The 22,186-nt window shown below is 45.3% G+C and carries 22 protein-coding genes; 10 read left to right on the top strand and 12 right to left on the bottom strand.

The features are described 5' to 3' along the window. Positions 1–72: 72 nt before the first annotated feature. Positions 73–597, bottom strand: a complete 525-nt coding sequence (locus VKA52_RS13495) for a DinB family protein (RefSeq protein ID WP_326316018.1) — start codon at positions 595–597, stop codon at positions 73–75. Between the two features lie 606 nt (positions 598–1,203). Here VKA52_RS13495 and VKA52_RS13500 point away from each other — a divergent pair. The 3 genes from VKA52_RS13500 to VKA52_RS13510 all read left to right on the top strand — a co-directional run bounded on the left by VKA52_RS13500 (position 1,204) and on the right by VKA52_RS13510 (position 5,398). Next, positions 1,204–2,346, top strand: coding sequence for a glycosyltransferase family 4 protein (locus VKA52_RS13500; protein ID WP_326316019.1), 1,143 nt, complete (start codon positions 1,204–1,206; stop codon positions 2,344–2,346). A 12-nt stretch (positions 2,347–2,358) separates the two neighbouring features. Further along, the gene (locus VKA52_RS13505) at positions 2,359–3,681 is read left to right on the top strand and encodes a UDP-glucose dehydrogenase family protein (RefSeq protein ID WP_326316020.1); all 1,323 of its coding nucleotides are present in this window, start codon (positions 2,359–2,361) and stop codon (positions 3,679–3,681) included. Positions 3,682–3,952: 271 nt separating this feature from the next. After that, complete coding sequence (locus VKA52_RS13510) at positions 3,953–5,398, top strand: DHA2 family efflux MFS transporter permease subunit (RefSeq protein ID WP_160913708.1); 1,446 nt, start codon at positions 3,953–3,955, stop codon at positions 5,396–5,398. 104 nt (positions 5,399–5,502) lie between these two features. Here VKA52_RS13510 and VKA52_RS13515 read toward each other — a convergent pair whose 3' ends face one another. Both VKA52_RS13515 and VKA52_RS13520 read right to left on the bottom strand, forming a co-directional pair. After that, positions 5,503–6,609 carry an NAD(P)/FAD-dependent oxidoreductase gene (locus VKA52_RS13515; RefSeq protein ID WP_326316021.1) on the bottom strand — a complete coding sequence of 369 codons (1,107 nt, stop codon included), beginning with the start codon at positions 6,607–6,609 and terminating at the stop codon, positions 5,503–5,505. A gap of 78 nt (positions 6,610–6,687) precedes the next feature. Further along, positions 6,688–8,010, bottom strand: a complete 1,323-nt coding sequence (locus VKA52_RS13520; RefSeq protein WP_326316022.1) for a cytochrome P450 — start codon at positions 8,008–8,010, stop codon at positions 6,688–6,690. A gap of 234 nt (positions 8,011–8,244) precedes the next feature. Between VKA52_RS13520 and VKA52_RS13525 the strand changes: the two genes are divergently transcribed. Next, the gene (locus VKA52_RS13525) at positions 8,245–8,430 is read left to right on the top strand and encodes a hypothetical protein (protein WP_326316023.1); all 186 of its coding nucleotides are present in this window, start codon (positions 8,245–8,247) and stop codon (positions 8,428–8,430) included. Between the two features lie 40 nt (positions 8,431–8,470). On the opposite strand, the gene VKA52_RS13530 is transcribed toward VKA52_RS13525, so the two are convergent. The 6 genes from VKA52_RS13530 to VKA52_RS13555 all read right to left on the bottom strand — a co-directional run bounded on the left by VKA52_RS13530 (position 8,471) and on the right by VKA52_RS13555 (position 13,403). Next, a complete protein-coding gene (locus VKA52_RS13530; RefSeq protein WP_326316024.1) occupies positions 8,471–9,280 on the bottom strand; it encodes an alpha/beta hydrolase in 810 nt (269 codons plus the stop codon). Between the two features lie 103 nt (positions 9,281–9,383). Then, positions 9,384–10,448, bottom strand: coding sequence for an NAD(P)H-dependent flavin oxidoreductase (locus VKA52_RS13535; protein WP_326316025.1), 1,065 nt, complete (start codon positions 10,446–10,448; stop codon positions 9,384–9,386). A 51-nt stretch (positions 10,449–10,499) separates the two neighbouring features. After that, a complete protein-coding gene (locus tag VKA52_RS13540) occupies positions 10,500–11,042 on the bottom strand; it encodes a cysteine hydrolase family protein (protein ID WP_326316026.1) in 543 nt (180 codons plus the stop codon). 145 nt (positions 11,043–11,187) lie between these two features. Then, on the bottom strand, positions 11,188–12,663 hold the full coding sequence (locus VKA52_RS13545) for a UDP-N-acetylmuramoyl-L-alanyl-D-glutamate--2,6-diaminopimelate ligase (RefSeq protein WP_326316027.1): 1,476 nt from the start codon (positions 12,661–12,663) through the stop codon (positions 11,188–11,190). A 132-nt stretch (positions 12,664–12,795) separates the two neighbouring features. After that, positions 12,796–12,951: a hypothetical protein gene (locus tag VKA52_RS13550; protein ID WP_326316028.1), complete on the bottom strand. Its 156-nt coding sequence runs from the start codon at positions 12,949–12,951 to the stop codon at positions 12,796–12,798. Between the two features lie 8 nt (positions 12,952–12,959). Further along, positions 12,960–13,403, bottom strand: a complete 444-nt coding sequence (locus tag VKA52_RS13555; protein WP_326316029.1) for a hypothetical protein — start codon at positions 13,401–13,403, stop codon at positions 12,960–12,962. A gap of 105 nt (positions 13,404–13,508) precedes the next feature. Between VKA52_RS13555 and VKA52_RS13560 the strand changes: the two genes are divergently transcribed. Further along, positions 13,509–13,958 (top strand): ASCH domain-containing protein, encoded by a 450-nt coding sequence (locus VKA52_RS13560; protein ID WP_160914804.1) that lies wholly within the window; start codon positions 13,509–13,511, stop codon positions 13,956–13,958. Here VKA52_RS13560 and VKA52_RS13565 read toward each other — a convergent pair. Next, entirely contained in the window at positions 13,940–14,095 is a 156-nt protein-coding gene (locus VKA52_RS13565) for a hypothetical protein (protein WP_326316030.1), read from the bottom strand. The two genes, VKA52_RS13560 and VKA52_RS13565, sit on opposite strands and share 19 nt — an antisense overlap. A gap of 256 nt (positions 14,096–14,351) precedes the next feature. Here VKA52_RS13565 and sppA point away from each other — a divergent pair, with 256 nt between their 5' ends. Beyond that, positions 14,352–15,350 (top strand): signal peptide peptidase SppA, encoded by a 999-nt coding sequence (gene sppA / locus VKA52_RS13570; protein WP_326316031.1) that lies wholly within the window; start codon positions 14,352–14,354, stop codon positions 15,348–15,350. Between the two features lie 12 nt (positions 15,351–15,362). Then, positions 15,363–15,905, top strand: coding sequence for an RDD family protein (locus VKA52_RS13575; protein WP_326316032.1), 543 nt, complete (start codon positions 15,363–15,365; stop codon positions 15,903–15,905). A gap of 253 nt (positions 15,906–16,158) precedes the next feature. Here the strand turns inward: VKA52_RS13575 and VKA52_RS13580 are convergent, their stop codons facing one another. Further along, positions 16,159–17,316, bottom strand: coding sequence for a PstS family phosphate ABC transporter substrate-binding protein (locus tag VKA52_RS13580; protein ID WP_326316033.1), 1,158 nt, complete (start codon positions 17,314–17,316; stop codon positions 16,159–16,161). 143 nt (positions 17,317–17,459) lie between these two features. Here VKA52_RS13580 and VKA52_RS13585 point away from each other — a divergent pair, with 143 nt between their 5' ends. From VKA52_RS13585 to VKA52_RS13595, 3 genes are read left to right on the top strand one after another with little or no spacing between them, the layout of a single operon-like run. Next, positions 17,460–18,839, top strand: a complete 1,380-nt coding sequence (locus tag VKA52_RS13585) for a spore germination protein (RefSeq protein ID WP_326316034.1) — start codon at positions 17,460–17,462, stop codon at positions 18,837–18,839. Further along, positions 18,832–19,926 (top strand): GerAB/ArcD/ProY family transporter, encoded by a 1,095-nt coding sequence (locus tag VKA52_RS13590; RefSeq protein ID WP_326316035.1) that lies wholly within the window; start codon positions 18,832–18,834, stop codon positions 19,924–19,926. Before VKA52_RS13585 ends, VKA52_RS13590 begins: the two co-directional genes overlap by 8 nt. Continuing rightward, positions 19,916–21,064 carry a Ger(x)C family spore germination protein gene (locus tag VKA52_RS13595; protein WP_326316036.1) on the top strand — a complete coding sequence of 383 codons (1,149 nt, stop codon included), beginning with the start codon at positions 19,916–19,918 and terminating at the stop codon, positions 21,062–21,064. Before VKA52_RS13590 ends, VKA52_RS13595 begins: the two co-directional genes overlap by 11 nt. A 23-nt stretch (positions 21,065–21,087) precedes the next feature. Here the strand turns inward: VKA52_RS13595 and VKA52_RS13600 are convergent, their stop codons facing one another. Further along, positions 21,088–22,098 carry a serine hydrolase domain-containing protein gene (locus VKA52_RS13600; RefSeq protein WP_326316037.1) on the bottom strand — a complete coding sequence of 337 codons (1,011 nt, stop codon included), beginning with the start codon at positions 22,096–22,098 and terminating at the stop codon, positions 21,088–21,090. Between the last annotated feature and the right edge of the window lie 88 nt (positions 22,099–22,186).

The following is a 22,186-nucleotide window of genomic DNA, read 5'->3' on the forward strand; positions in this document are numbered from 1 at the left end:
GGCCCAGGTGCAAATGCCACCGGCCGCTTCTTTAATTCTATAGGATTATCATCATGAAACAGGTTATTATTCTTATAGTTTTATTTTTTGTTTCTTCGAACGGATCATTGCACGGATCTGTCCGCGATGGCTGATTTCATCTTCCATGACGTGGAACCATAAGTAATAGGGATTGTACTTCACTCCGTTCGGCCAGGAACGTTCCTCAAACAGCCAGTCATCGTCTTTTTCTTTCAAGTATTCAAGTGTCATATCTCTCGTCGTCTCGAGGAGATCCAAATAATCATCCACCGGTATAGAATGGAATTTTGCGCGGGCCTTGTCCCCCAGTTCAAGTGCCGCTCCCCATTCTTCTTCTTCATCAGCCGTTAAATCACGGTTTTCAAAACTGATGACCTGATGGACAAACTCAATCGCTGCCATATGGGAGAGAAGCATACCAATGGAGTTCCCACCGGTTTCGCACTCATCAAGTTCTTCCTGCGTGAGGTCCGCTACTTCCTGGATCGTCACCGCACGTGCGTGTTCAAGCATACATACGAGTTCCCCGATCTTTTCAGAAAAACCTTTTTCTGATTGAACTTGATAAGAAATCATAAAAACTTCCTCCTCTTCTTTTTTACATATTTTCAGGTATTGAGCCCGTATTCCTTATATTTTTACAGGCTCATTATACATATTCGACATGTTTATGCTTGAACCTTCTTCAAAACGTTGACGCCCTCGAATATTGTAGATATTTTTGTTGTTTAATCTTGATGAAATGACGGTATATGCTAAGTATGAACAAAGCGGTGATGTCTGTTCGTCAAAAATATGCTGGCCCCATTAAATTCTGAGGAGGAAACTAAAGATGAACATCAAAGTGGGCATTTGGAACAAGTTGACAAACCAAGACAAGATGATTCTATTAAAAGCCGTAAGCCAACACTCTCTTACAAAAAAATCAGCGTAACTATACACAGCCTTCCACGATACTCTCTTCATCCCATCGCCATACTTTCCAACACATCCCGGAAGCAGCCTCTATATTCTTCTGACAAAACCTGCGCAGGCAGGTTTTTTTGTCGTTCTCTTCTTTTGTCAATTTCACGTAAAGTTGTTTTCCTTTCTTCCTTCTCCTGCATAAACCCTTTTTTCTGCGAATAGATAAGTACCGAAGGACAAGGTCGCAGCGCTTTTTGCTTAAAGGGGGAACGGAAGATGAAAGTGGCCATTTTCACAGATACGTATGTACCACAAGTCAATGGAGTCGCTCGTACATTAAAACGGTGGACGGGATACCTCGAACAAAAACGCATCCCCTACAGGGTTTATGCGCCTGACTTAAAAAGTAAAGAAGAGTACGCGGATCACATCCATAGATTTAACAGCGTCCCTTTCTGGCTTTACCCGGAATGCCGTCTGGCTCTCCCTAATTTGATGAAAATCAAAAGAGACCTTGAAGCATTCCAACCGCACCTGATCCATATCGCCACTCCCTTCAACCTGGGCCTCGCCGGGCTGCATCTTGGCAAGAAGATGGACATTCCACTCGTGGGTTCTTATCATACGCACTTCGATCAATATTTAGACTATTACAAATTGTCTTTCCTCTCCCCTTTTGTCTGGAAATATATGCAGTGGTTTCATCAGTCCTTCAAAAAAACCTTTGTTCCTTCCCTTCATACGAAAAGAGAATTGGAGCGGCAAGGGCTCGATAATCTCGGACTGTGGCAGAGGGGTGTGGACCATCAGCTCTATTCTCCCATTCATAAGAGTGAGGATGTGAGAAAACATTTCTCGATCGACGCGCCCATTCTATTAACCTATGTCGGACGACTCGCACCTGAGAAGGGGCTGGACACCCTCATGAAAGTGGCCAAAAACCTCCCTCATAGAATGAATGAAAACATTCACTGGCTCATTGTAGGCGACGGACCTTTAAGAAATCATCTTCACTCCATCGCTCCTGAAAACATGACGTTCACAGGTTTTCAGGATGGAGAGATGCTTGCTCGCATCTATGCAACTTCTACGCTATTCGTTTTCCCTTCAGCTACTGAGACGTTCGGTAATGTCGTCCTCGAATCCCTATCCTCCGGAACACCTGTGGTGGCAGCGAATGCCGGTGGTGTAAAAGAAATCGTAAGCCATGGAAATACAGGATTGTTATGCATCCCAAATGATGTCCATTCGTTCACTCAAGGAATCACACAACTACTATCAGACCCGGAACGACTGGATACTATGAGGAAACAGGCGCGGCAGGAAGCCTTAGGCAGGTCATGGGATGAAATCTTTGAACAACTACTCAACGATTACAAAGATGTGATTGGCGAAATGAAGCTCGCCTCTTTCGCTTAGAGACAGGAGAAGATGAATATGAGAAAAATCGCGGTTATCGGCACAGGATACGTCGGTCTGGTCACAGGAACCTGTCTTGCGAGTCTGGGTCATGAAGTCACCTGTGTGGATATTGATGAAAAAAGAATATCCACTCTACAAGATGGAACGTGCCCTATCCACGAGCCCGGTCTCTCCTCTTTGATGCAATCCAACCTTAACGAAAAGCGGCTGCAATTCACTTCTGATCTAAGAAAAGCTGTCCAGCATGCAGAAGCCATTTTCATCGCCGTCGGCACCCCGGAAAATAAAGACGGTTCGGCTGATCTTTCATATGTGAAGACCGCTGTCAAAGACCTCTCACTTTATATCAACGACGAGACGATTGTCGTCATTAAAAGTACGGTCCCCCCTGGGACCAATGACAAAGTCCGTTCCTGGATGCACTTCCATGCTGGGCGGAGGTTCCGAGTCGTAACGAATCCAGAATTTTTGAGAGAAGGATCGGCTATCCATGATTTCTTTTATGGGGACCGTATCGTCATCGGCTCTAAAGAAACAGAAGCAGCACAATTCCTCGAAGACCTTTACAGCAGCATAAAAACACCCCGGCTCCATACGGATCCCTTAAGTGCGGAAATGATCAAATATTCGTCCAATGCTTTTTTAGCTGCAAAAATCAGCTTCATCAATGAAATATCTTCAATCTGCGAAGAGTTAGGAGCTGACATCGAGCAAGTAGCCCAGGGGATGGGGATGGACCGGCGCATAGGGGAACAATTCCTCCGGGCAGGAATCGGATTCGGAGGGTCCTGTTTTCCTAAAGACACGAAAGCTCTCGTCCAGGTCGCCAAAGAAACCGGACATTCCTTCAAGCTTCTGTCTACAGTCATGGATGTGAACGAAAGGCAAAAGAATCTCCTGATTGAAAAAGCGTTAAAACGTTATGGCAGCTTAAAAGGGAAGACTGTAGCGGTCCTTGGCCTTTCTTTTAAACCGAATACCGATGATATCCGTGAATCTCCCGCTCTTTCGATCACTCAACGCCTTCAGGAACTGGGGGCCGTCCCCATCGCTTATGATCCTGTGGTCAGGAGCATCCCCTTCTGTCCTGTCGTTGATAGCATCCAAGAAGTTTTAACAGGGGCTGATTTTGCGATGATTTGTACAGAGTGGCCTTCTATTAGTGACTTACCTTTGGAAGTGTACGAAAACACAATGAAGGAAGCTGTCATATTTGATGGGCGTAATTGCTATACACGGAAAGACCTCGAAGGGAGAAACATTGAGTACCATTCCGTAGGACGTTCTTCATATAAAGGAACCCGGTCAAACAAGCCGTCCTCCAGGCTTTAAGCTTTGTTGTGCCCCACTCTTGAATCTTCTGTCTCCTTGCCTGTTTATAAAAAAGCAGAACCACGATGCATCATTCATGCATCGTGGTTCTGCTTTTTCCGATTGACAGGATGATGGAAAAGGATCAAACATTCTATCCTTCCTAATAAGAATAAAAAACTACCATCTAGTTTACATAATATAAAACAAGTAAACTGAGTTGGATGAGTTGTCCTCCCATCCCGCCGAGGAGTATAATGGTATATTAGTTGATTCATAGGAGGACGACATTATGACATCCAAAGGTACCAATAAAGTGCTGATGGCTGCACTTTTACTCGCTGGTTCCTTTATTACGATATTAAACCAGACGCTTATGATCACAGCCATTCCTCCCATTATGGATGAAATGAATGTGACAGCGAACTCAGCCCAGTGGCTGACCACTGTATTCATGCTGGTGAACGGTGTGATGATCCCTGTCAGTGCTTTCCTTATCGAACGGTTCACCACAAGACAGCTTTTCATATCGGCCATGAGTGTATTTGCCTTCGGAACCATCCTTGGCGGACTCGCCTTAAATTTCCCTCTCCTTCTTTTGGGAAGAGTCGTTCAGTCTGCAGGTGCAGGTGTAATGCTTCCTTTGATGCAGACCGTCTTTCTCATGATTTTTCCCGTTCATAAACGCGGGGCGGCTATGGGATACATTGGACTCGTCATTTCATTCGCACCAGCCATCGGACCTGCGCTCAGCGGCTACATCACCTCCGCTTATACGTGGAGATATTTGTTCTGGATGATCTTGCCTTTGGCTATTTTAATCATTGTTCTCGCTTACTTCATTCTGAAAAATGTAACCGAACTCTCTTATCCTAAAGTCGATCCGGTTTCTATCATTCTTTCTTCCGTAGGTTTCGGGGGGCTCTTATACGGTTTCACACTTGCTGGGAACCAGGGATGGACGAGCATCGACACGGTTACTGTTTTGACCATCGGCGCTGTAACTTTGACCTTGTTCATCCTGAGACAGCTGCGGATGCACCATCCCATGCTTGAATTTCGCGTCTTCAAGTACCCTGTCTTTGCTATTACGACCGTCATCGCGATGATTACATTCCTGGGTTTGATTGGTGCAGAAACTTTGATTCCTTTATTTATGCAGGACATGCGTGAATTCTCTGCCTTCGAATCGGGACTCGCCCTGCTGCCGGGAGCGGTCATTACCGCACTCATGTCACCAATTACGGGCCGTATTTTTGATAAGATAGGAGCGCGTCTCCTTGCTGTGGTGGGACTCACGATCATCACAGGGGCTACCCTTGCTTTCTCTTTCTTAAATATCGAAACGACCTTTACAACGATCACCGTGTTATACGCGATCCGGATGTTCGGGTTATCGATGGTCATGATGCCTGTGACGACGGCTGGATTGAATCAGTTGCCTAAAAAACTCATTCCGCACGGCGCGGCCATGAGCAACACGATGCGAATGGTCGCAGCTTCCGTCGGTACAGCGATTCTTGTCACGGTGATGACGACAACCGCTCAAACCGCCGAGAGCAATCCGTCGATCGATCATCCATCGATATACGGAGTGAATATCGCATTCTTCATCGTCACCGCTTTATCCCTTGCCGGATTGGTTCTGGCTTTCTTCGTGAAGCGGACCTATCCACCAGATGAAGAGCAAGTTGATGAAACCGGAGAAAACCAATATCAAAACGCTGAAAGCCAATAATTCGCGTAGATTTTTGAACACCATCATTTTTGACAGGTACAAATCTTTTTAAAAAAGCCATGAAAAAGTTCCCTTCATCATTTAATGAGGGAACTTTTTTTGTGTTATTTGAATAAATGATCCGCTGTATAATTGGAAAAATCAAGTTCCGTGTCTACCTCTACTAAATACTTCGCAAGCTCAGCTCCAATATAAGGTCCACTTGTCAGACCAGAGGCTCCTAAACCATTCGCCACCACAACGTTCTCAAGACCAGGAACTTTCCCAATGACTGGGGTTGAGCCAGGGGTGAACGGCCGGAATCCGACCTTTGTTTGGACATAAGTAGCATCTGCAAGTCCAGGAGCTACTCGAAGGGCCTTATCCATCAATTGATGAACAGAACCTGCCGTGACTCGGGAGTCAGACGCCTTTTCTTTCGTTGCACCAATGACCACCCGTCCTTTACCGAACGAGAGGATATAGTGGTTGAAAGGCGGCAGCATTACAGGCCAATTCCCTGTATCGAAGTCTTTCATATCCACATGGACAATCTGTGCTTTTTCAAAAGTGACGTTTGGTCTCATTCCCAACGGCTCAAACAACGGCTTCGTCCAAGCCCCGTTCGCGACCACAACCCGATCAGAAAAGATTTTTCCCCCATTCACATATACGCCTTCGACTCGCTCGTTTTCATAAAGGAAGGAAGCCTCTCCACTTATAAATGCCGCTCCTTTTTTTCTGGCCGCCCTTAATAGGGAGGAGGTCACTTCCGCTCCGTTCACGCGGGCGCCCCCTGAAATATGAAGCGCTCGATAGTGTTCAGCTACAGGTGGAAATATCTCTTTCGTTTCTTTCGGGGAAAGGCAGGAGATCTCCCCCATTTCCGGTGCCTGCTCTTTCCTTTCGAGAGCCACCTTCCGTTTCTTTTCCAGCTTTTCTTCTGTATCGAAAATATTGATCGCTCCTACCTGCTTGTAGCCGGTTTGCGTTTCACCTGCCTCCGCAAGTTTTTCCATCAAGGAAGGATAATACTTCGCCCCGCCTGTAACGAGAGGATACCATACTTGATTGCTTCGATTCGTCAGCCACGGGCAGACGATTCCCGCCGCATTCCGCGTCGCCTGTTCCGGATCATTCCGGTCAATGACCACCACTTCTTCTCCTTTTTCAGTGAGATGGTAAGCTGTCGACGCTCCTAATATTCCTGCTCCAATAATGATTGTTTTCATTGTTACACCTACAATCCCTGTCATTTCACCTGTTAATATTATACATGAACAAAAGGACAGGGTACAGAATACAACGACTTACCGGCTTCCCGTTTCTTTTTTTGAGAGACGGAGTTTAAGGCCATGCTTCATGCGCAGCGTCACTAATGGCTCGACCACCACAGGAAAAGCCTCTGAAGAAGGGGCAAACTTGAATGATCGAATGAGAGACGAGAGAATGACAAGCATTTCGAGCATAGCGAAGTGCTGCCCGATACATACGCGGGGCCCACCACCAAATGGCAAATATAAATAATCAGGTCCTCCAAGAAGACGTCCGTCCTCAAAGCGTTCAGGAAGGAATTCCTCTGGATAATCGACATACTTCCTGTGCCGATGCATCAGATAAGGACTCACCATAACGGTCGCTCCTTTTTTGATGAACGTGGACCCAATGTTCACATCTTCCCTGGCCCGCCGGCCAAATACCCAGGCAGGAGGATACAGGCGCATGCTTTCGAGAATCACTTTTTTTGTGTACAAAAGGTTCCCTGTTTCCTCCACGGACGGCGTATCACTGGAAAGGACTTGTTCGATTTCACTTTCCACTTTTTGATAACAATCGGGATGCTCCATGAGTAAATGGAGCGTCCATGTCAGCGCTGAGGCTGTCGTTTCATGGCCGGCAAGAAAAACCGTCATCACTTCATCACGGAGTTGTTGAGGACTCATTCTATGACCTTCTTTATCTTCTGCTTCCTTCATGACATGGAGAAGGTGCTCTTCACTTCCCTGATCTTCATGGATGATGGAATAGACGACCTCGTCCAACTTTTCCACCGCGTCGTCGAACAATCGATTGCGGACCGTTTTCCATGATCGGGGCGATTTGAAGACACTGCGAATTCTCTGGGAGGCGATTTCCATAGCGGTATCCAGCTGCTGCCCAACCTGATCATGGTGTGCTTTCACCTCTGTACCGAACATGGTCTCGGTGATCACTTGAAGGGTGAGACTTCTAATATCTTCAGAAATCAACCGTTCTTCCTCTTTCCAAAGAGACGTATGCTCCGTAACGACTCGCCCCATCGTTTCACAGTAGCGCTGAATATGCTTCGGGGTAAAGAAAGGCTGGATTTTTCTGCGCTGCTGTCGATGAAGATTCCCTTCACTCAATAGAAGCCCTTTACCAAGTAGAGGTTCCAACTCCTGAAAAGGTTTGGATTTGTAAAAAAAGTCGGCTTTTCTTACGAGTACTTCCTGAATCAAAGCCGGATGCATCAACATGAAAACCGGCCTGTGAGCAAACCTGAACCTTGTTACCGGCTTCTGTGTCTCTTCCATCTCCATGAGAAAGGCGAGTGGATCCTTTTTGAATGCCGGTAATTGCCCGAGCGGTGAACGACTCTTCCATTTCTGCATAACGTACCCCCTTCAACCTTCTATTAGAGGGTACTAGAGTGCATCACATTTTATTCATTTGTTTAAGTAACAAGGAAACTTTCCTTATGGATTTATAAGAATAGGTCAGGATGTGCATGGTTCGACTGCCCCTTCAGTTCGGAGAAGCCGCTCACATTTCCGCGGGCGACTATAGCATGAACGAAAGCAGCCAGGTATGTTAATCTAGTAATGGAAAGAAAGGGGAGAAATCCTATGAATCAAGAGATGAAAATAGGGATTGCACTGATTGGCAGTTTCTTAATACTCATGGTCGGTTTGTTCCGGCTATTTACCGCAGAACTTCAAGATGTCCCACTTTATGTCGCTTACATACTTACCTTATCAGGCTTAGTTGGAGTGATTACGAATGGATGGAAGTGGAAAAAACGAGAGAAGTAATTCTCTCGTTCTGCACGGTCTTCAAGGAATCGTCTTCCCCTTAGTATCCTATGTGTTTGTCCCAAGCGAATATCTGAGGTACCCTGCTCTTAAAAGCTGTATAATGATGAGCCCCGCCAACGATGACTGAAGATGTGAAATTGGGCACTTTATCTTTCAACAAATGGGCCACCCTTTCGTTTGAAACGTGAAATTTCCGATTGATCTCTTCATCCTCACTTTCACAGTCTCCCCAGTCCATATAAAGTCGCTGGATCGATGATAGGTCAGATTTACTGATAAGCTCCTCCATTTTCTCCTGGTTACGCCAAAAAGCCGAAGAGAGAACGGCGACCTGATTATAGATATGCGGATATTTACAGGCTGCATAGACAGAAATCAGTCCCCCTAAGGAGATGCCAACCATTGAGGTATTGTCTTTCAGGGTAAGGTATCTACGATCGATGAACGGCTTTAGCTCTTTCGTAACGAAATCAATGTACTGTTCCCCCTTGCCCCCTAAATGACATTTATACTCAAGCATATGTTCACTGAAATCCCCATTAACCCATGGACAATATTCATTTATTCTCTCATCGGGGTTCTGATCGATGGCCACAACCATAACATCGACGTGATTGTGATCTAAGTAGTCTTCAAGCGATAATGAAGAGCCACCTAACGCATCCGAATCACGAAAGACGTTCTGACCATCATGCATATAGATGACAGGATAACGCTTTTTGCCTTTAGGATGATACGTGTGCGGCAGGTAAACGCTTATTCTTCTCGTTTCACAGAAGGGCGTCATATAGACGTTCAGGATTTCAATCATATCGTCTCCTCCAGCTGAATTCATTCCTTCAATCATCGGTGTTTGTTCATCCTAAGTTTCCTGCTCTCTGAAAAACAAGGGTAAGAACCCTAATCTGCACGTGCTGACCATGAGCTTTTTCTAAAAAGATAGAGGCTTCTTAAAGTGATTCGTCCTCTACATAGGAAACGATCGCCTCCACAAGCGTTGATGCGGATTGGGCCCGGCTTAAACGGGGGCTCTGCCCAGACCAAAGCGATAAATATTCCGGACGATTTTGGCTGGCTGCTTCCTTGCGAATCTCTTTCGTCAACATATTTTGAAGCGGGTAAGCTAACAGTTTGTGACTTTGTCCTTTTTCCATTTCCTCGATAAAAGAATTCCGAATGCCTCTTGCTGGTTTACCGCTGAAGGCTGAAGTGAGAACCGTCTCCGTCTCCTTCGTTTTCAAAATCGCATCTTTATGTTGAGTTTTTGCTCCACTTTCCCGACAAGTGACAAAGGCGGTTCCAAGCTGCGCTCCTTGAGCTCCTAAAGCAAGTGCGGCCTTAACTCCCCGTCCATCCATAATTCCCCCGGCCGCAATAACGGGAATCTTCACATGATCAGCCACCTGGGGTACAAGCGACATCGTCCCAATCATGGCTCGACCGAAATCTCCGTTAAAAGTTCCTCTGTGTCCGCCTGCTTCACTTCCCTGGGCGACGACCATATCGACCCCATGCTCTTCATTGATGATCGCTTCTTCTACTGTGGTCGCCGTTCCAATGATGACGATTCCCTCTTTTTTCAAATCTGTGATCACTTCACGCGGCGGCACCCCGAATGTGAAACTGACAACAGGAATTTGTGCAGCCATCAGTCCCTCGATTTGTTTTTCAAAAAGAGAAGCGTCCTGCTCCGGCATCGGTTCTTGTGGAATATTCAACTCTTTGCGATAAGGAGCAAGCCATCGATTCGCCTCCTTTATTTCTTGCTTTGACGCTTGTGGGTATTCCGGTACAAAGACATTCACACCGAACGTTCGACTTGTCAACCGCTTGATTTCCCTAATCCTATGTACCATCGCTTCAGGAGCCAGATAACCGGCTCCCAAATTCCCTAATCCTCCAGCATTTGAAACCGCTGCGATAAGTTCGGGTGTCGTCACTCCACCCGCCATACCCGCCTGGATGATTGGATAATCGATCCTCAACGATTCAATCACTGAGCTTCCCTTCCACATGGGTTCAACTCCTTTCAAAATGAAAGTAACCACGGATGGTGACCTCTTTGATTACTTCACTCTCTCCCACCCGAGCTCATGAGAAGATTTCAAATCAATAGCTGCTGTTTCACTCCAGAAATTTGTCAGCGTATGTTGAGTGTGGTCGATAATCTGAGCAGCTGTCAAAAACTCGTTCGAACAAGTGGTATGAGCGTCTGAAATTAACGTAACGCGATAGCCATGATCAAAAGCTCCCCGTGAAGTAGAGTCGACACAATAGTCCGTCTGTGCCCCACAAATAAAGAGATGGTCCGCTTCAGCCTTATCAAGCGCCTTCTTTAGGGATGTATTCACAAAAGCGTTCGGAACCGATTTGAAAATCACTCCATCCTGCTCCAGAGGCTTCTCCAGGTCCGGATGCAGTTGCCAGCCCTCTGCGCCACGTTTCATCGGACCTTCCGGGTATTCATGCTGCACGTAAACCACTGGAATCTGCTTTTCTCTCGCCCGATGAATGGCCCGATTCATATTGTTGATTTTCTCTTCACACTGATAGGTGTTTTCCATGACTGCGTTTTGCACATCAATGACGATTAATACTTCTTTCCCCATTCACTCACATCCTTTTTTGTTCTCACTTGTACCTTTCTCTACATGCGCTTAAAGTTCCTTCATAAGATCAAAGGGTTGGTCCAGAGTTACCATTCTTCCAGCTGAGATTTTCAATGGATAAAAAAAGAACCTGCTAAAAGCAGGTTCACGCCATCATGTCTTTTTTTGCTGATTTCGACTTACGTTTCATATCCTCTACCATTTCTTTGTCCGACTTCACTGGATAATGGTAATCCTGCTGGTAGTTCTCATGGCCTTTCCCAGTGATGACCACCCAATCTTCCGCTCCGCTGTTCATGATAGCCTCTTCAATCGCGAGCGTCCGATCGGGAATAATCCTGCCCTTCGAATCGCCATATTCTTTCTGCAGGTCTTCAAGCGTGGATACCATTTCCTCATAGCCCGCTGTATTCAGATCATCAAGCGTGAGGATGTAATGGTCTGATCGTATGGAGGAAGCACCGATCATTTCTCCCCTTTTTGACACATCCCTGTCCCCACGAAAACCGAATACATGCGTCAGGGAAGCAGCTCCCTGCTGCCTTGCTGTATCCAGGACATGTTCAATGCTGTCTGCCGTATGGGCATAATCAATGACGACGGTTGGGCCGTTTTCAAACTCATAAAGTTCAAATCGACCGCGGATCCCAGGTAAAGATTGCAGCGCGTTCTCCATGTCAGAGAATGAGAAACCGAGCTGAAGACCGACTCCGTAGGCCTCCAAGGTATTATAGACATTATGGGTACCCTGAAGCGGGGACCTTACATTTCGTTCTTCCCCGTTATATTGAATGCAGGCGCTGAAATCATCAGTATTGATCTCCTGCACAATCATCTCATTTTCCAGATGGTGACCCACCTTACACATGGACGTTCCTTCTTGCTCCAAACGGTTCGCGAGCTTTTCCCCCCAGGCATCATCCGTATTAATGATCGATTTTCCTCCAGGTTTCAACATATGGAAAAGCTTTGATTTGGCCTCAAAATAAGAATCCATCGAGTCATGGTAATCCAAATGATCTTTGTATAAGTTGGTGAATACGGCGAAATCGAACGTGACTCCTTCCAGACGGTACTGAGCAAGTCCATGAGACGAAACTTCCATCACGACGACATCATCCTTGCTTTCAGCGAGAAGCTTTTGCAGCAATGGAGCGCTTGGTGTCGTCTGAATTCCCGGAACAACTTTGTCATTGACCACATAATCGATGGTTCCGAACATCCCGCATGAATAGCCATTCTTTTCGCAAAGGTGCTTAATCATATGAGAGGTTGTCGTTTTTCCGTTCGTACCTGTAACACCGATCACGATTTTATCCTCAGAGGGATTTCCATAAAAAGCAGAGGCAATCTGTCCCAGCGCTTTCCTGCCGTTATCGGTCTCTAGACAAACCACTCCGTCGTGCTCCACTTTTTCTTCACTGACTACGACAGAAGCACCTTTTTCGACCGCTTCTTCAATAAAGTCATGGCCGTCGACCTGATAACCTCGGACGGCTACAAAGACATACCCTTCCTTAACGTTCCGTGAGTCATCAGTGACACCGGTAATGAGCGAATGAGCATCTATTTTCTTATTCGTATTTTGATTGAGTAATTGCATGATCTGTTCAACGTTCATCGTCGGTATCTCCTTTGATGTGTGTTACGTGTTGCATGCCCTATTCTAATGGAAAATACACCGCTGCAGGCGGATTTTCGAAGAGATGTAAATGAATCTTAATATTCCCGTCAATAATATGGAAATCAACTGTTAGTGCGACCGAGAGAACCATCTCCCTAGAAAGTTCTCCACCTTTATAACCGGTCTCGCCACCACGGAGATATTCCCGCCTGTCAGCCATAAGGACACAAACTCAGCCACATCGATGTAATTCCCGCTGAGATGAGCCACTTCTTCATAGACCATATATTCTTTTACGCTCTTTGCTTTTCTTTATTCATTTTCTGATCATAAACCGTTCTGTAGTATTTTCTCTCCTCTACTCTGATCTGATGACGCTCGGCAAAACATTTGAGTTCGGCCAGCACTTCTACCGAGTTAAAATTCATCACACGAATTGGAAGTCCCCTCTTCCTTTTGATCGTTCCGGCGGGCTTTCCCCAGCCGGCATCCTTGAAAACAATCTTATGTATATCCTCGGGGTGCAGTTTACTCCCCAAAACCCTGAGGTGAAAGAAACAGACGTGGTATTGTATCGTTTGATCCACCTTTAATTGATAAGAGCCTCCAAAGATAAGCAGCACCACTGCAAAAGATACAAGTGTGAGAATAGTGAGATCCTGTTCACGAAGGTCTGTTATGTAAATGGGGGCACATGCGGGAATCACCCATCGTGGTGGTCTGGCTTGATACATCAAACTCCTCCCTCCTGAAAATGGAAAAAGTGCATGGAATTCATTATAACATCCCATAATGAAAGTAAACGATAAGTCTATCCCTATTTGTAAAAGGAGTGTTCACACATGAACGAACAGGCAAAAGAGTACTGGGAGCGATATTGGAAAGGACAGGAAAAACCTGAACACGTCAAGGCTTGGTCATTCGGAACTGCCCCTGACCGTATGGCAAGACTGGTGATGGACGGTGTCAAGACTGCCACATGCTCGGCACGTCAAGCGTATGAGGTTGAAAAAGAAGCACTACCTGAAGTCGGAGAATATAACATCATCCTTAATGGGGAAGATGAACCTGCCGCCATCATCAGAACGACAGAAGTGGAAGTGGTTCCCTTTAATGAAGTGACCGAAGCATTTGCAAGAGCGGAAGGAGAAGGAGACCTCTCATATGAACACTGGTTAGAGGTTCATAAGAAGTTCTTCAAAAAGGAAGCGGAAGAGCTCGGATATGAATACAGCGAAGATATGGATCTCGTTTGCGAGAGGTTCCAGCTTGTTCACGTGAACCCGGATTGAAGGACGGAAACCACTTCCGTCCCTTCTCCATTGATGGTCTGCGGCTGAAGAGCCATTCGTATGGATAATCCAACAAGTCCGATTAAAAAGACAACAATGATCGTAATGATGATCACTCTTAATTTATTTTGACTCAATGTTCCATCCCTCCTCCCCTTCTCTACCCGTTCCTTCAAACATCTATGCTTAGAGTTTCTCCATCAACTATTATGGGCAAGGAACGTTTTCTTTTTTAAAAAAAATAAGCGTAAAAAATCAATCAAATATGAAACCTTACAAATCCTCAATCGTAGAAAAGGTGTTCAGAAACAAGGAAAGGTTCATTTTGTATCCTTTGGACATATCCTTATGGTATGGTTGAATTCTGAACATCAGACAGAAAGGAGTTTACATATGAGCAAAAGAATAACAGCAAGCATCATTGCGGCTACGATCCTGATTCTCGCTCTTGTCGTCCAGCTGATCGGAACCGTCTTCACCGGGGAAGAAGCAGAGAATGAGGCGATGGGCCTTTTCGCGAGCAGTGAGAATTTAGAAGAGAAAATCGTTGAACGAGGATCCGGAAGCAAACGGATTGTGGAGTTGAACCTGGAAGGCGCCATCATCGACAACCCGAGTACGAACCCGAATCCATTCGGTGGCGGTGGATATCAGCATGATCGCTTCATGAAAAAGTTAGAAGCGATCAAAGAAGACAACTCTATTAAAGGGATTCACCTGTATGTCAATTCACCAGGTGGCGGCGTGTATGAAAGTGCTGAAATCCATGACAAACTGCTTGAAATAAAAGAAGCAGATAAGAAGATTTACGTGTCCATGGGGAACATGGCCGCTTCCGGCGGGTATTATGTCTCAGCTCCAGCTGACCGTATTTTTGCGAGTAATGATACGTTCACAGGTTCTTTGGGTGTCATCATGGAAAGCATCAACTATCAGGAACTCGCCAATGAATATGGTGTGAAATTCAATACCATCAAGAGCGGTGAATTCAAGGATATCATGAGCCCGACGAAGGAAATGACCGAAGCGGACAGAGAGATTCTTCAGACGCTCGTCGATGAATCCTATCAGCAGTTCGTCGACGTCATCGTTGAAGGACGCGAGATGTCTGAAAGCCGAGTAAAAGAATTGGCCGATGGACGCATCTACTCAGGGAAACAGGCCGTTGAGAACGGACTGGTGGACGACATCGGATTCCGTGAAGACACGTTGAAGGCATTGAAAAAAGAAATTGGCGGCGACCCGCAGGTGTTCCAGTACAAAAACACCATGGGATCTTTCTTCAACCTGCCGCTTGCTGAAAGCTTGATGCCGAATAGTGAAATCCGCTACATCGAAGACTTGATGAGCAAGCGCCAGGGACCACGTATGATGTATATGTACACAGATTAAGGAGGGAACGGTATGGATTACACCAATCATAACGAAAACGATGGACAGCTATCATCGTTGGTCCATCATCAGAAAAACGACCTCCAAAAACTGCTGTACGCAGGATTCGGTTCCAGATTCCTCGCCTACATCATCGACTTGATTGTCATTTGGAGCGTCAATAGCATTGTGACCCGCCCTTTGCTGCGGCTCTTGAACCTTGAAGACGCCGAGCTATGGGTACCAATGTTCAGCGCAGCGAATATTACGACATCGATCATCTTTTTTGCTTATTTCATACTGATGACGAAGTTTTTCCGTGCGACGTTAGGAAAAATGATAATGGGATTATCTGTCGTTTCTTTAAAAGGAGAATCGTTATCGAATGGTCAGATCATTTTCCGCGAGTGCATCGGCCGTTACATCAGCATGGCGATTCTCGGCATCCCCTATTTAGTCGTCGCCTTCACGAAGCGACACCAAGGGATCCATGATCTTTTTGCGGATACATCTGTCATCAAGAATAAGTTCAGTAAGCTGAACGATACGATCGAACAACGACCACAAACGGTATAACAAGGAACGCCTGCTTCCCATTTGGAAGCAGGCGTTTTTTTATAGGCCTTAACGATAAGGATCCTGTTTGCCCGTACCGTTCTTTTCCCCTTTTTCACGGCGTAGTGCATTCAGGTCTTTTTTACTCTTGTTTTTCGCTTTTTTACCCATGTGCAAAGACCTCCCTTCTCCTCTATTTTGTGATGTTGTGTGAAAATCCATGTAATGAAATAACACCCACATCATAAAAGGGCTGAATCAAGTAGTCCAGCTCTTAAGGGAGATCGGTTTCTTTCACAGGGACATAACCCGTATCTTCAATCAGCTGCTGACCCTGACTCGACAAGATCCACTCGATGAAAGGTTCAACGTGAGGATTTTTTGTTCCATTTGTAATCGCATAAAAGTTTCCGGTCAAAGGATAGTCACCCCTTTTGATATGAGGGACACTCGGATCGATGCCATTGATGTTCAACAGCTTGATGTGATGTCCTTCGACCATCTTTGTAGCGAAAAATCTATAGCTGAAGCCAATACTGTTACGATGGTTCCGGTAATCAGACGCTTTTTCAATCACCCCGCCCATCCCGTTGACTCGCTGGTCTCTAGGTGGGTCCATAATCGGAGTCTTTCCCATCATGTTCTCCAATCCTGTTTGACTGCCGCTTCCTTCCGGCCGTTGAAAAGCGATGATTTTTTGGTTTCTTCCGCCAACATCTTCCCAATTGGTGATTTCACCAGCATAGATTCCTCTCAATTGTTTCAATGTTAAAGAGTCGACGGGGTTGTCTTTATGTACAAAAAATACGAAGGCTTCTTTCCCTATCGCTGTCTTCTCCATTTGCTTCAAGGTCTCCTGCTGCTCGTCGGATGGTCCGGCTGTGAAAATGATGTCCGCTTGAAACCTTGATAACCGTTGAAATGCTCCATTCGTTTTAGATACAGTTACCGGACTCTCACTACGATCCTCATAAGAATAGGTCCCTTCGGGATAAACGGCTTCTGCGAACGCAGCATAGACAGGGTATAAGGCAGTCGCTCCATCTAATTCAGGAAGATTTTCATCCAGCTGCAGAGCAGCAGGCTCATCCAGACGAGCAAGATCCGACTCTTGCTTGTACGGTTGATAAGTAGACAGATCGACCTCTGCGTTGGCAATTTCAATGCTTCTTATGTACCAGTCATAACTCCCATAAAGAAGAGAAGGAACAATGAATATCAAAACCATTATGGCCCACGTCCACTTCTGCTTGACCCTCATATGTATGTGCAGGATGAAATAGTTGCCTGCAAAAAAGACAGCCATGCACAGGAAACCGACATACATGTATTCATTTCCCGAAGAAAGAATTCGTGCAAGACCATAAACAAACCATCCAAGCAATCCAAACAATATCGTAAAAATCCAAGCCGCCATTTTTCTTCGCTTCATACAGATGCTCCCTTCCTTTTTGTATAGATTAGCTTAACACACCAATTAGTGTAAATTTACACTAAATGAAAAATATTGCGCTCGTTTAAATAAAAAACAACTGTACATACTAAAGAAACACGACAGGGATTCGAGGTGAGTATATGGATCAATCATTGAATATCGAACAAATCCTTCGTGAAAAGCAGAAAAACCATCACGTGACCATCAAGAAACTAGAGTTGGAGGAACACCCCGTCCACGTCATTTACATACCTGCCATCACGGATGTTAAACAAATCCAGGATGCGATCCTCCTACCACTTCAAGAGTGGAATCACAAAGAAAGCCCCCTCCCCCATGCTTTTTCCGCAGAACCTTTACTGCTGCTAGAGAAAAAAAACGACGTCGATCAATATCTGCTTGATGGTTTCACCCTGCTGATCGAACAACAAACCGTTTATGCGATCGACACGGCACAATTTGCGTACCGTTCCATCCAGGAACCCGTTGCTGAAATGACTCTGCGTGGATCCCGAGACGGATTTATCGAATCACTTGAGCAAAACGTGGCTCTTTTGCGTGTACATCTGCGCTCGACAGACTTGAAATTTGAAGAATTCACCGTCGGTACCCGGTCCTTCACCAATGTATCCATGGCCTATGTGGATCGTACGGTCAATGAAGAACTGTTGAAGGACGTCCGAGCAAGGATTCATGCCATCGAGGAGGACTACATCCCTGATGGTGGAGTGATGGAACAGTTACTTGAAAAGAACAACTATTCGCTGTTTCCGGAAATTCAGGAAACGGAAAGACCGACGAAAGTAGCTAGCACCCTTGTAGAAGGAAGAGTAGCGATTTTTGTAGAAGGTTCTCCTTCTGTGCTGCTAGCTCCAACAACCTTAAACAGTCTATTTCAACAGGCGGATGATTACAATTTCAAATGGATTCCCGCTTCTCTCATCAGGTTGATGCGGTTTATGGCGGCTTTTTTTTCTGTCATGCTTCCTTCAATTTATATATCCTTGATCTCCTATCACCATGGTTTAATTCCTACGGATCTTGCCATCTCCATTGCTAAGACGCGTGAAGGTGTACCGATTCCCTCATTTATGGAAGCGTTGATCATGCAACTCACCATCGAAACATTGAGAGAAGCCGGCATCCGACTACCGAAACCGATTGGACCTGCCGTCAGCATTGTCGGTGCGATTGTATTAGGAGAAGCAGCTGTAACAGCAGGAATAGTCAGCCCTTTGATGGTCATTGTCGTATCCTTCGCAGCCATCTGTTCATTCACCATCGCTGATTATGCATTAAGTCTTGCGCTTAGAACCATCAGTTTCGTCATGTTGTTTGCTGCCGCATTCCTAGGAATATATGGTTTGATTTTAGCCGTGTTCATCGTCAGCATTCACCTTATACATCTGCAAAGCTTCTCCGTGCCCTATATGGAACCATTCACACCTTTCTATGTGAAACGTTGGAAAGATTCCTTAATCCGATTCAAGTTGAAAAAAGGAGGCGGACGCATTGAGTGATTTGAAACAACTGACCATGCTTCAGATGGTCGTCGTATTCATATCTTCCATGATCGGCATCGGCATCATCCTCATGCCTCGGGACCTTGCCAATACTGTAAATTCTCAGGACTTATGGATGAGTATTATTTTTGGAGCCGTCGCGGTTTCTGTTGTTTCCTGTATATATGTAGCTCTGGCTGTCCGCTATCCTGGTCTTACTTTTTATGAAATGAGCCCAATAATCCTCGGGAAGTTCATGGGCTTCACTTTCAACTTTCTCTTCACTGTCTACACGCTCATCGTTGCTGCCTATATCTTAAGAGTGACCGGAGGAATCATAAAGAACTACCTGCTGGATACAACGCCTCTGTCTGTGGTCATTGGAACCTTTATTCTCGTCAGCATGTATTTGATCTATAACGGAGCGGGAGATATCGTCCGATTTTTCCAACTCTATTTCCCGATCATGATGGTGATGTTCCTTGTCCTTTGTTTATTAAGTATCAAAAACTTCGACATCAACCATGTACGGCCCGTCCTGCAAAACAATATATGGAGCACCATCAGTGGCGTGAAGATCACGTTCTTTTCTTTTTTAGGCATGGAACTTCTATTGATCTTCGCCAAACTGATCAAGAAGAAGAAAGCCAAACATCTGCTGATCACGATGTGGACGAGTATCGGGTTGACCGCGCTCATTTATGTTGTCTTCCATATCATATCGATTGGAGTGCTTGGTGTGGAAGAGCTGAAAGAAATCACGTTCCCAACGATTGAAATGGCAAAGAGCATCGAATTTCAAGGTTTCTTTTTCGAGCGTTTTGAGCTGATTTTCATATTCGGATGGTTGACGACGGCCTTTACTTCCTTCACGGCTTATATGTACGCGTTGACTTTAGGGCTGAAAAATATGTTCACACCCACTGGTTGGTTTCTGCCGGTCGCTGGTGTACTGATTTTTACTTTGACCTTAATCCCTGAAGGTCTTACGGAAGTTTTCCACTACTCGCCGCAGATCCAATTGATTTCGGTCGCAGCGATCGTCGTCTTACCAGCACTTCTGTTGATTGTCTCTTTGATCAGGGGGAATACGTATGCTGCGTAAAATCATTTCCCCTTGTTTGCTGATGCTCTTTGTGTTGTCTGGGTGCTGGGATATCAAAGAGATTGAGGATGTCGGAATCATCACGGGCATGGGTCTGGATGTCAATAAAGAAAAGAATGAACTGACGATGATCAACCAATATGTCGTTCCGGGTAAGATTCCGACACAGCAAACCATTTCTCAGCAAACGGTCCCGTATCAAAACATTTCCCAGTCCGGGAAAACCTTTTTTGAAATTATCCGTAACAACTCATTGGAAAGCAATCGACCTCCCAATTACACACACTTGAAGTCGATCCTCTCCTCTACGGCCTTATTTGAAAAAGAACGCGCAGACAAAGTGATCGACCTGTTCATCCGTGACCATGAGTTCAGAAGAACAACGCCTGTCTATCTGACCCGGGACCCAGTCCCTGATATTCTGAGTACCAATCCAGTGAAGGAGTTTTTTCCTTCCATTCAAATCAAATCTCTCAGTGAAAACTCGGATAAAAATAATAAGAATTCGAAAAACTTCACAATTGGAGACATGTCACAGATGATTTCCGAAAAGAAAAGCTTTTTAATCCCAGGGATTGTATTGAATGAAGGAAAAATCAAAGCCTCCGGAGCAGGAATCATCGAAGCGGAGAGTTCTAAGTATATCGGTTGGATTGATAGTGAGGATATGGAAGGAGTCCGCTATATCCAGAACACGGTGCAAGGCGGCTTCCTCTATTTAGACGAAGAAAACGTTGATGACGGACCGATTGTCCTTGAAATCAAGGGGTCGAAAACGAAGTTCAAGACCAAAGTGAGCGGAGATAAACCGGAGATGACAATTCAGATCAGCACATCGACAGTTCTGGCAGAAGACTGGGGAACAGGCAGAAATGTTTACAATAAGGGATGGAAAAAAGGGATTGAAGAAGCTGCGAACACAGTCATCCAGAGAAAAGTGGAGCGTGTGCTGAAACTCGCCCAGCAGGAATACCAAATCGATTTTCTCAATCTATCCAAATGGGTAAATATCCACGAACCGAAGTATTGGAAAGAACATAAAAAAGAATGGAACGAAATCTTTCCTGACATGGATTTCAAAGTTGAAATAACCACAGAAGTTACAGACTTCGGCACCCAGAACTTCAACACAGAGTAAAGGGAGGTTTCCCCTCCCTTTGTTTATTTCTGAAAAAGTTCTTCCACCGCTTGGACGATTTTAAATGCCCCTCCCCCTTTATTGGAAAGAACCGTCACAATCGCTTGCTGTTCTGGATAAACACAAGAATGGAATTGAACCCCAGGGTCATAGCCCATCACATGGTAAACGGTCTGTTCCTTTACATCATCGAGCCAAAGGCCATATCCATATGAAGTGCTACTTTTGACTTTTATATGTTTCGTTAAAAGCCGCTCGACATGGTCGGCACCCATAAGTTTCCCACCCAGCAAGGCTTCCCAAAAAACTGTCATGTCCGGACCTGTAACAAATGCTCCTCCGTCCGATCCTCCGACGACTGGAACGTCATACACATTGGTTTTGATAACCCCATCTTTTTGTATGTATCCAAGAGCAGTATTGCCAGGCAGCTGATCCAAACGGTAATGACCAGCATCCTGCATGCCAGCAGCTTTGAAGATGTTTTCCGTTACATATGTGACATAAGACTGGTTCGCTACCGCTTCCACCACCAACCCTAAAACGATGAAACCTGCATTATTGTAATGGAATCTCTCGCCTGGTTCGAACATCTTCTCCTTATTTACAAACATCGGCAGGAAATCCTCGAGATTTTCCATCTTATACATCGGCTTCTCTTCCCACAGTTCTGAAAAGTCGTCCATGACTGCTTCGTCAAAGTAATCAGGGATTCCTGACGTATGTGTCAATAAGTGGTGAATGGTCACTCGTTCATCGATACAATGGGGGCGTTGCTCCAATAACTGATGGACGGGTGTATCGTAAGCGAACTGATTCTGTTCCACGAGCTGAGCAATAGCTACAGCTGTGAACAATTTGCTGCCGGAAGCTATACCGAATTTTGTATCCTTTTGATTCGGAAGCTTTTCGGCAATATTTCTGTAACCAAACCCTTCTGAATAGACGACTCCCTCTCCCTGTTTAACAACCACGGAACCTAAAAAACCTACTCTTTCTGCGATTTCACGAATCTTGGCATCCACTTTTTCCATCTCCTCTTTCTATTGAATCTGATGATTATATGATTGACCTGTCTTCTCCTTTTGGTTTTACTTCGCCCGTGTAAGGAAACGAGTATGG

The sequence above is a fragment of the Halobacillus sp. HZG1 genome, assembly GCF_035818575.1.
Lineage (GTDB): Bacteria > Bacillota > Bacilli > Bacillales > Halobacillaceae > Halobacillus > Halobacillus litoralis.

Bases quoted from the DNA above. Each gene is read 5' to 3' on its own strand.
- VKA52_RS13550 (WP_326316028.1), bottom strand. From the start codon at position 12,951: ATGGTCTATGAAGAAGTGGCTCATCTCAGCGGGAATTACATCGATGTG.
- VKA52_RS13525 (WP_326316023.1), top strand. From the start codon at position 8,245: ATGAATCAAGAGATGAAAATAGGGATTGCACTGATTGGCAGTTTCTTA.
- VKA52_RS13585 (WP_326316034.1), top strand. From the start codon at position 17,460: ATGGATCAATCATTGAATATCGAACAAATCCTTCGTGAAAAGCAGAAA.
- VKA52_RS13520 (WP_326316022.1), bottom strand. From the start codon at position 8,010: ATGCAGAAATGGAAGAGTCGTTCACCGCTCGGGCAATTACCGGCATTC.
- VKA52_RS13545 (WP_326316027.1), bottom strand. From the start codon at position 12,663: ATGAACGTTGAACAGATCATGCAATTACTCAATCAAAATACGAATAAG.
- VKA52_RS13500 (WP_326316019.1), top strand. From the start codon at position 1,204: ATGAAAGTGGCCATTTTCACAGATACGTATGTACCACAAGTCAATGGA.
- VKA52_RS13575 (WP_326316032.1), top strand. From the start codon at position 15,363: ATGGATTACACCAATCATAACGAAAACGATGGACAGCTATCATCGTTG.
- VKA52_RS13580 (WP_326316033.1), bottom strand. From the start codon at position 17,316: ATGAAGCGAAGAAAAATGGCGGCTTGGATTTTTACGATATTGTTTGGA.
- VKA52_RS13600 (WP_326316037.1), bottom strand. From the start codon at position 22,098: ATGGAAAAAGTGGATGCCAAGATTCGTGAAATCGCAGAAAGAGTAGGT.
- VKA52_RS13515 (WP_326316021.1), bottom strand. From the start codon at position 6,609: ATGAAAACAATCATTATTGGAGCAGGAATATTAGGAGCGTCGACAGCT.
- VKA52_RS13510 (WP_160913708.1), top strand. From the start codon at position 3,953: ATGACATCCAAAGGTACCAATAAAGTGCTGATGGCTGCACTTTTACTC.
- VKA52_RS13535 (WP_326316025.1), bottom strand. From the start codon at position 10,448: ATGTGGAAGGGAAGCTCAGTGATTGAATCGTTGAGGATCGATTATCCA.
- VKA52_RS13595 (WP_326316036.1), top strand. From the start codon at position 19,916: ATGCTGCGTAAAATCATTTCCCCTTGTTTGCTGATGCTCTTTGTGTTG.
- VKA52_RS13560 (WP_160914804.1), top strand. From the start codon at position 13,509: ATGAACGAACAGGCAAAAGAGTACTGGGAGCGATATTGGAAAGGACAG.
- VKA52_RS13495 (WP_326316018.1), bottom strand. From the start codon at position 597: ATGATTTCTTATCAAGTTCAATCAGAAAAAGGTTTTTCTGAAAAGATC.
- sppA (WP_326316031.1), top strand. From the start codon at position 14,352: ATGAGCAAAAGAATAACAGCAAGCATCATTGCGGCTACGATCCTGATT.
- VKA52_RS13530 (WP_326316024.1), bottom strand. From the start codon at position 9,280: ATGATTGAAGGAATGAATTCAGCTGGAGGAGACGATATGATTGAAATC.
- VKA52_RS13540 (WP_326316026.1), bottom strand. From the start codon at position 11,042: ATGGGGAAAGAAGTATTAATCGTCATTGATGTGCAAAACGCAGTCATG.
- VKA52_RS13505 (WP_326316020.1), top strand. From the start codon at position 2,359: ATGAATATGAGAAAAATCGCGGTTATCGGCACAGGATACGTCGGTCTG.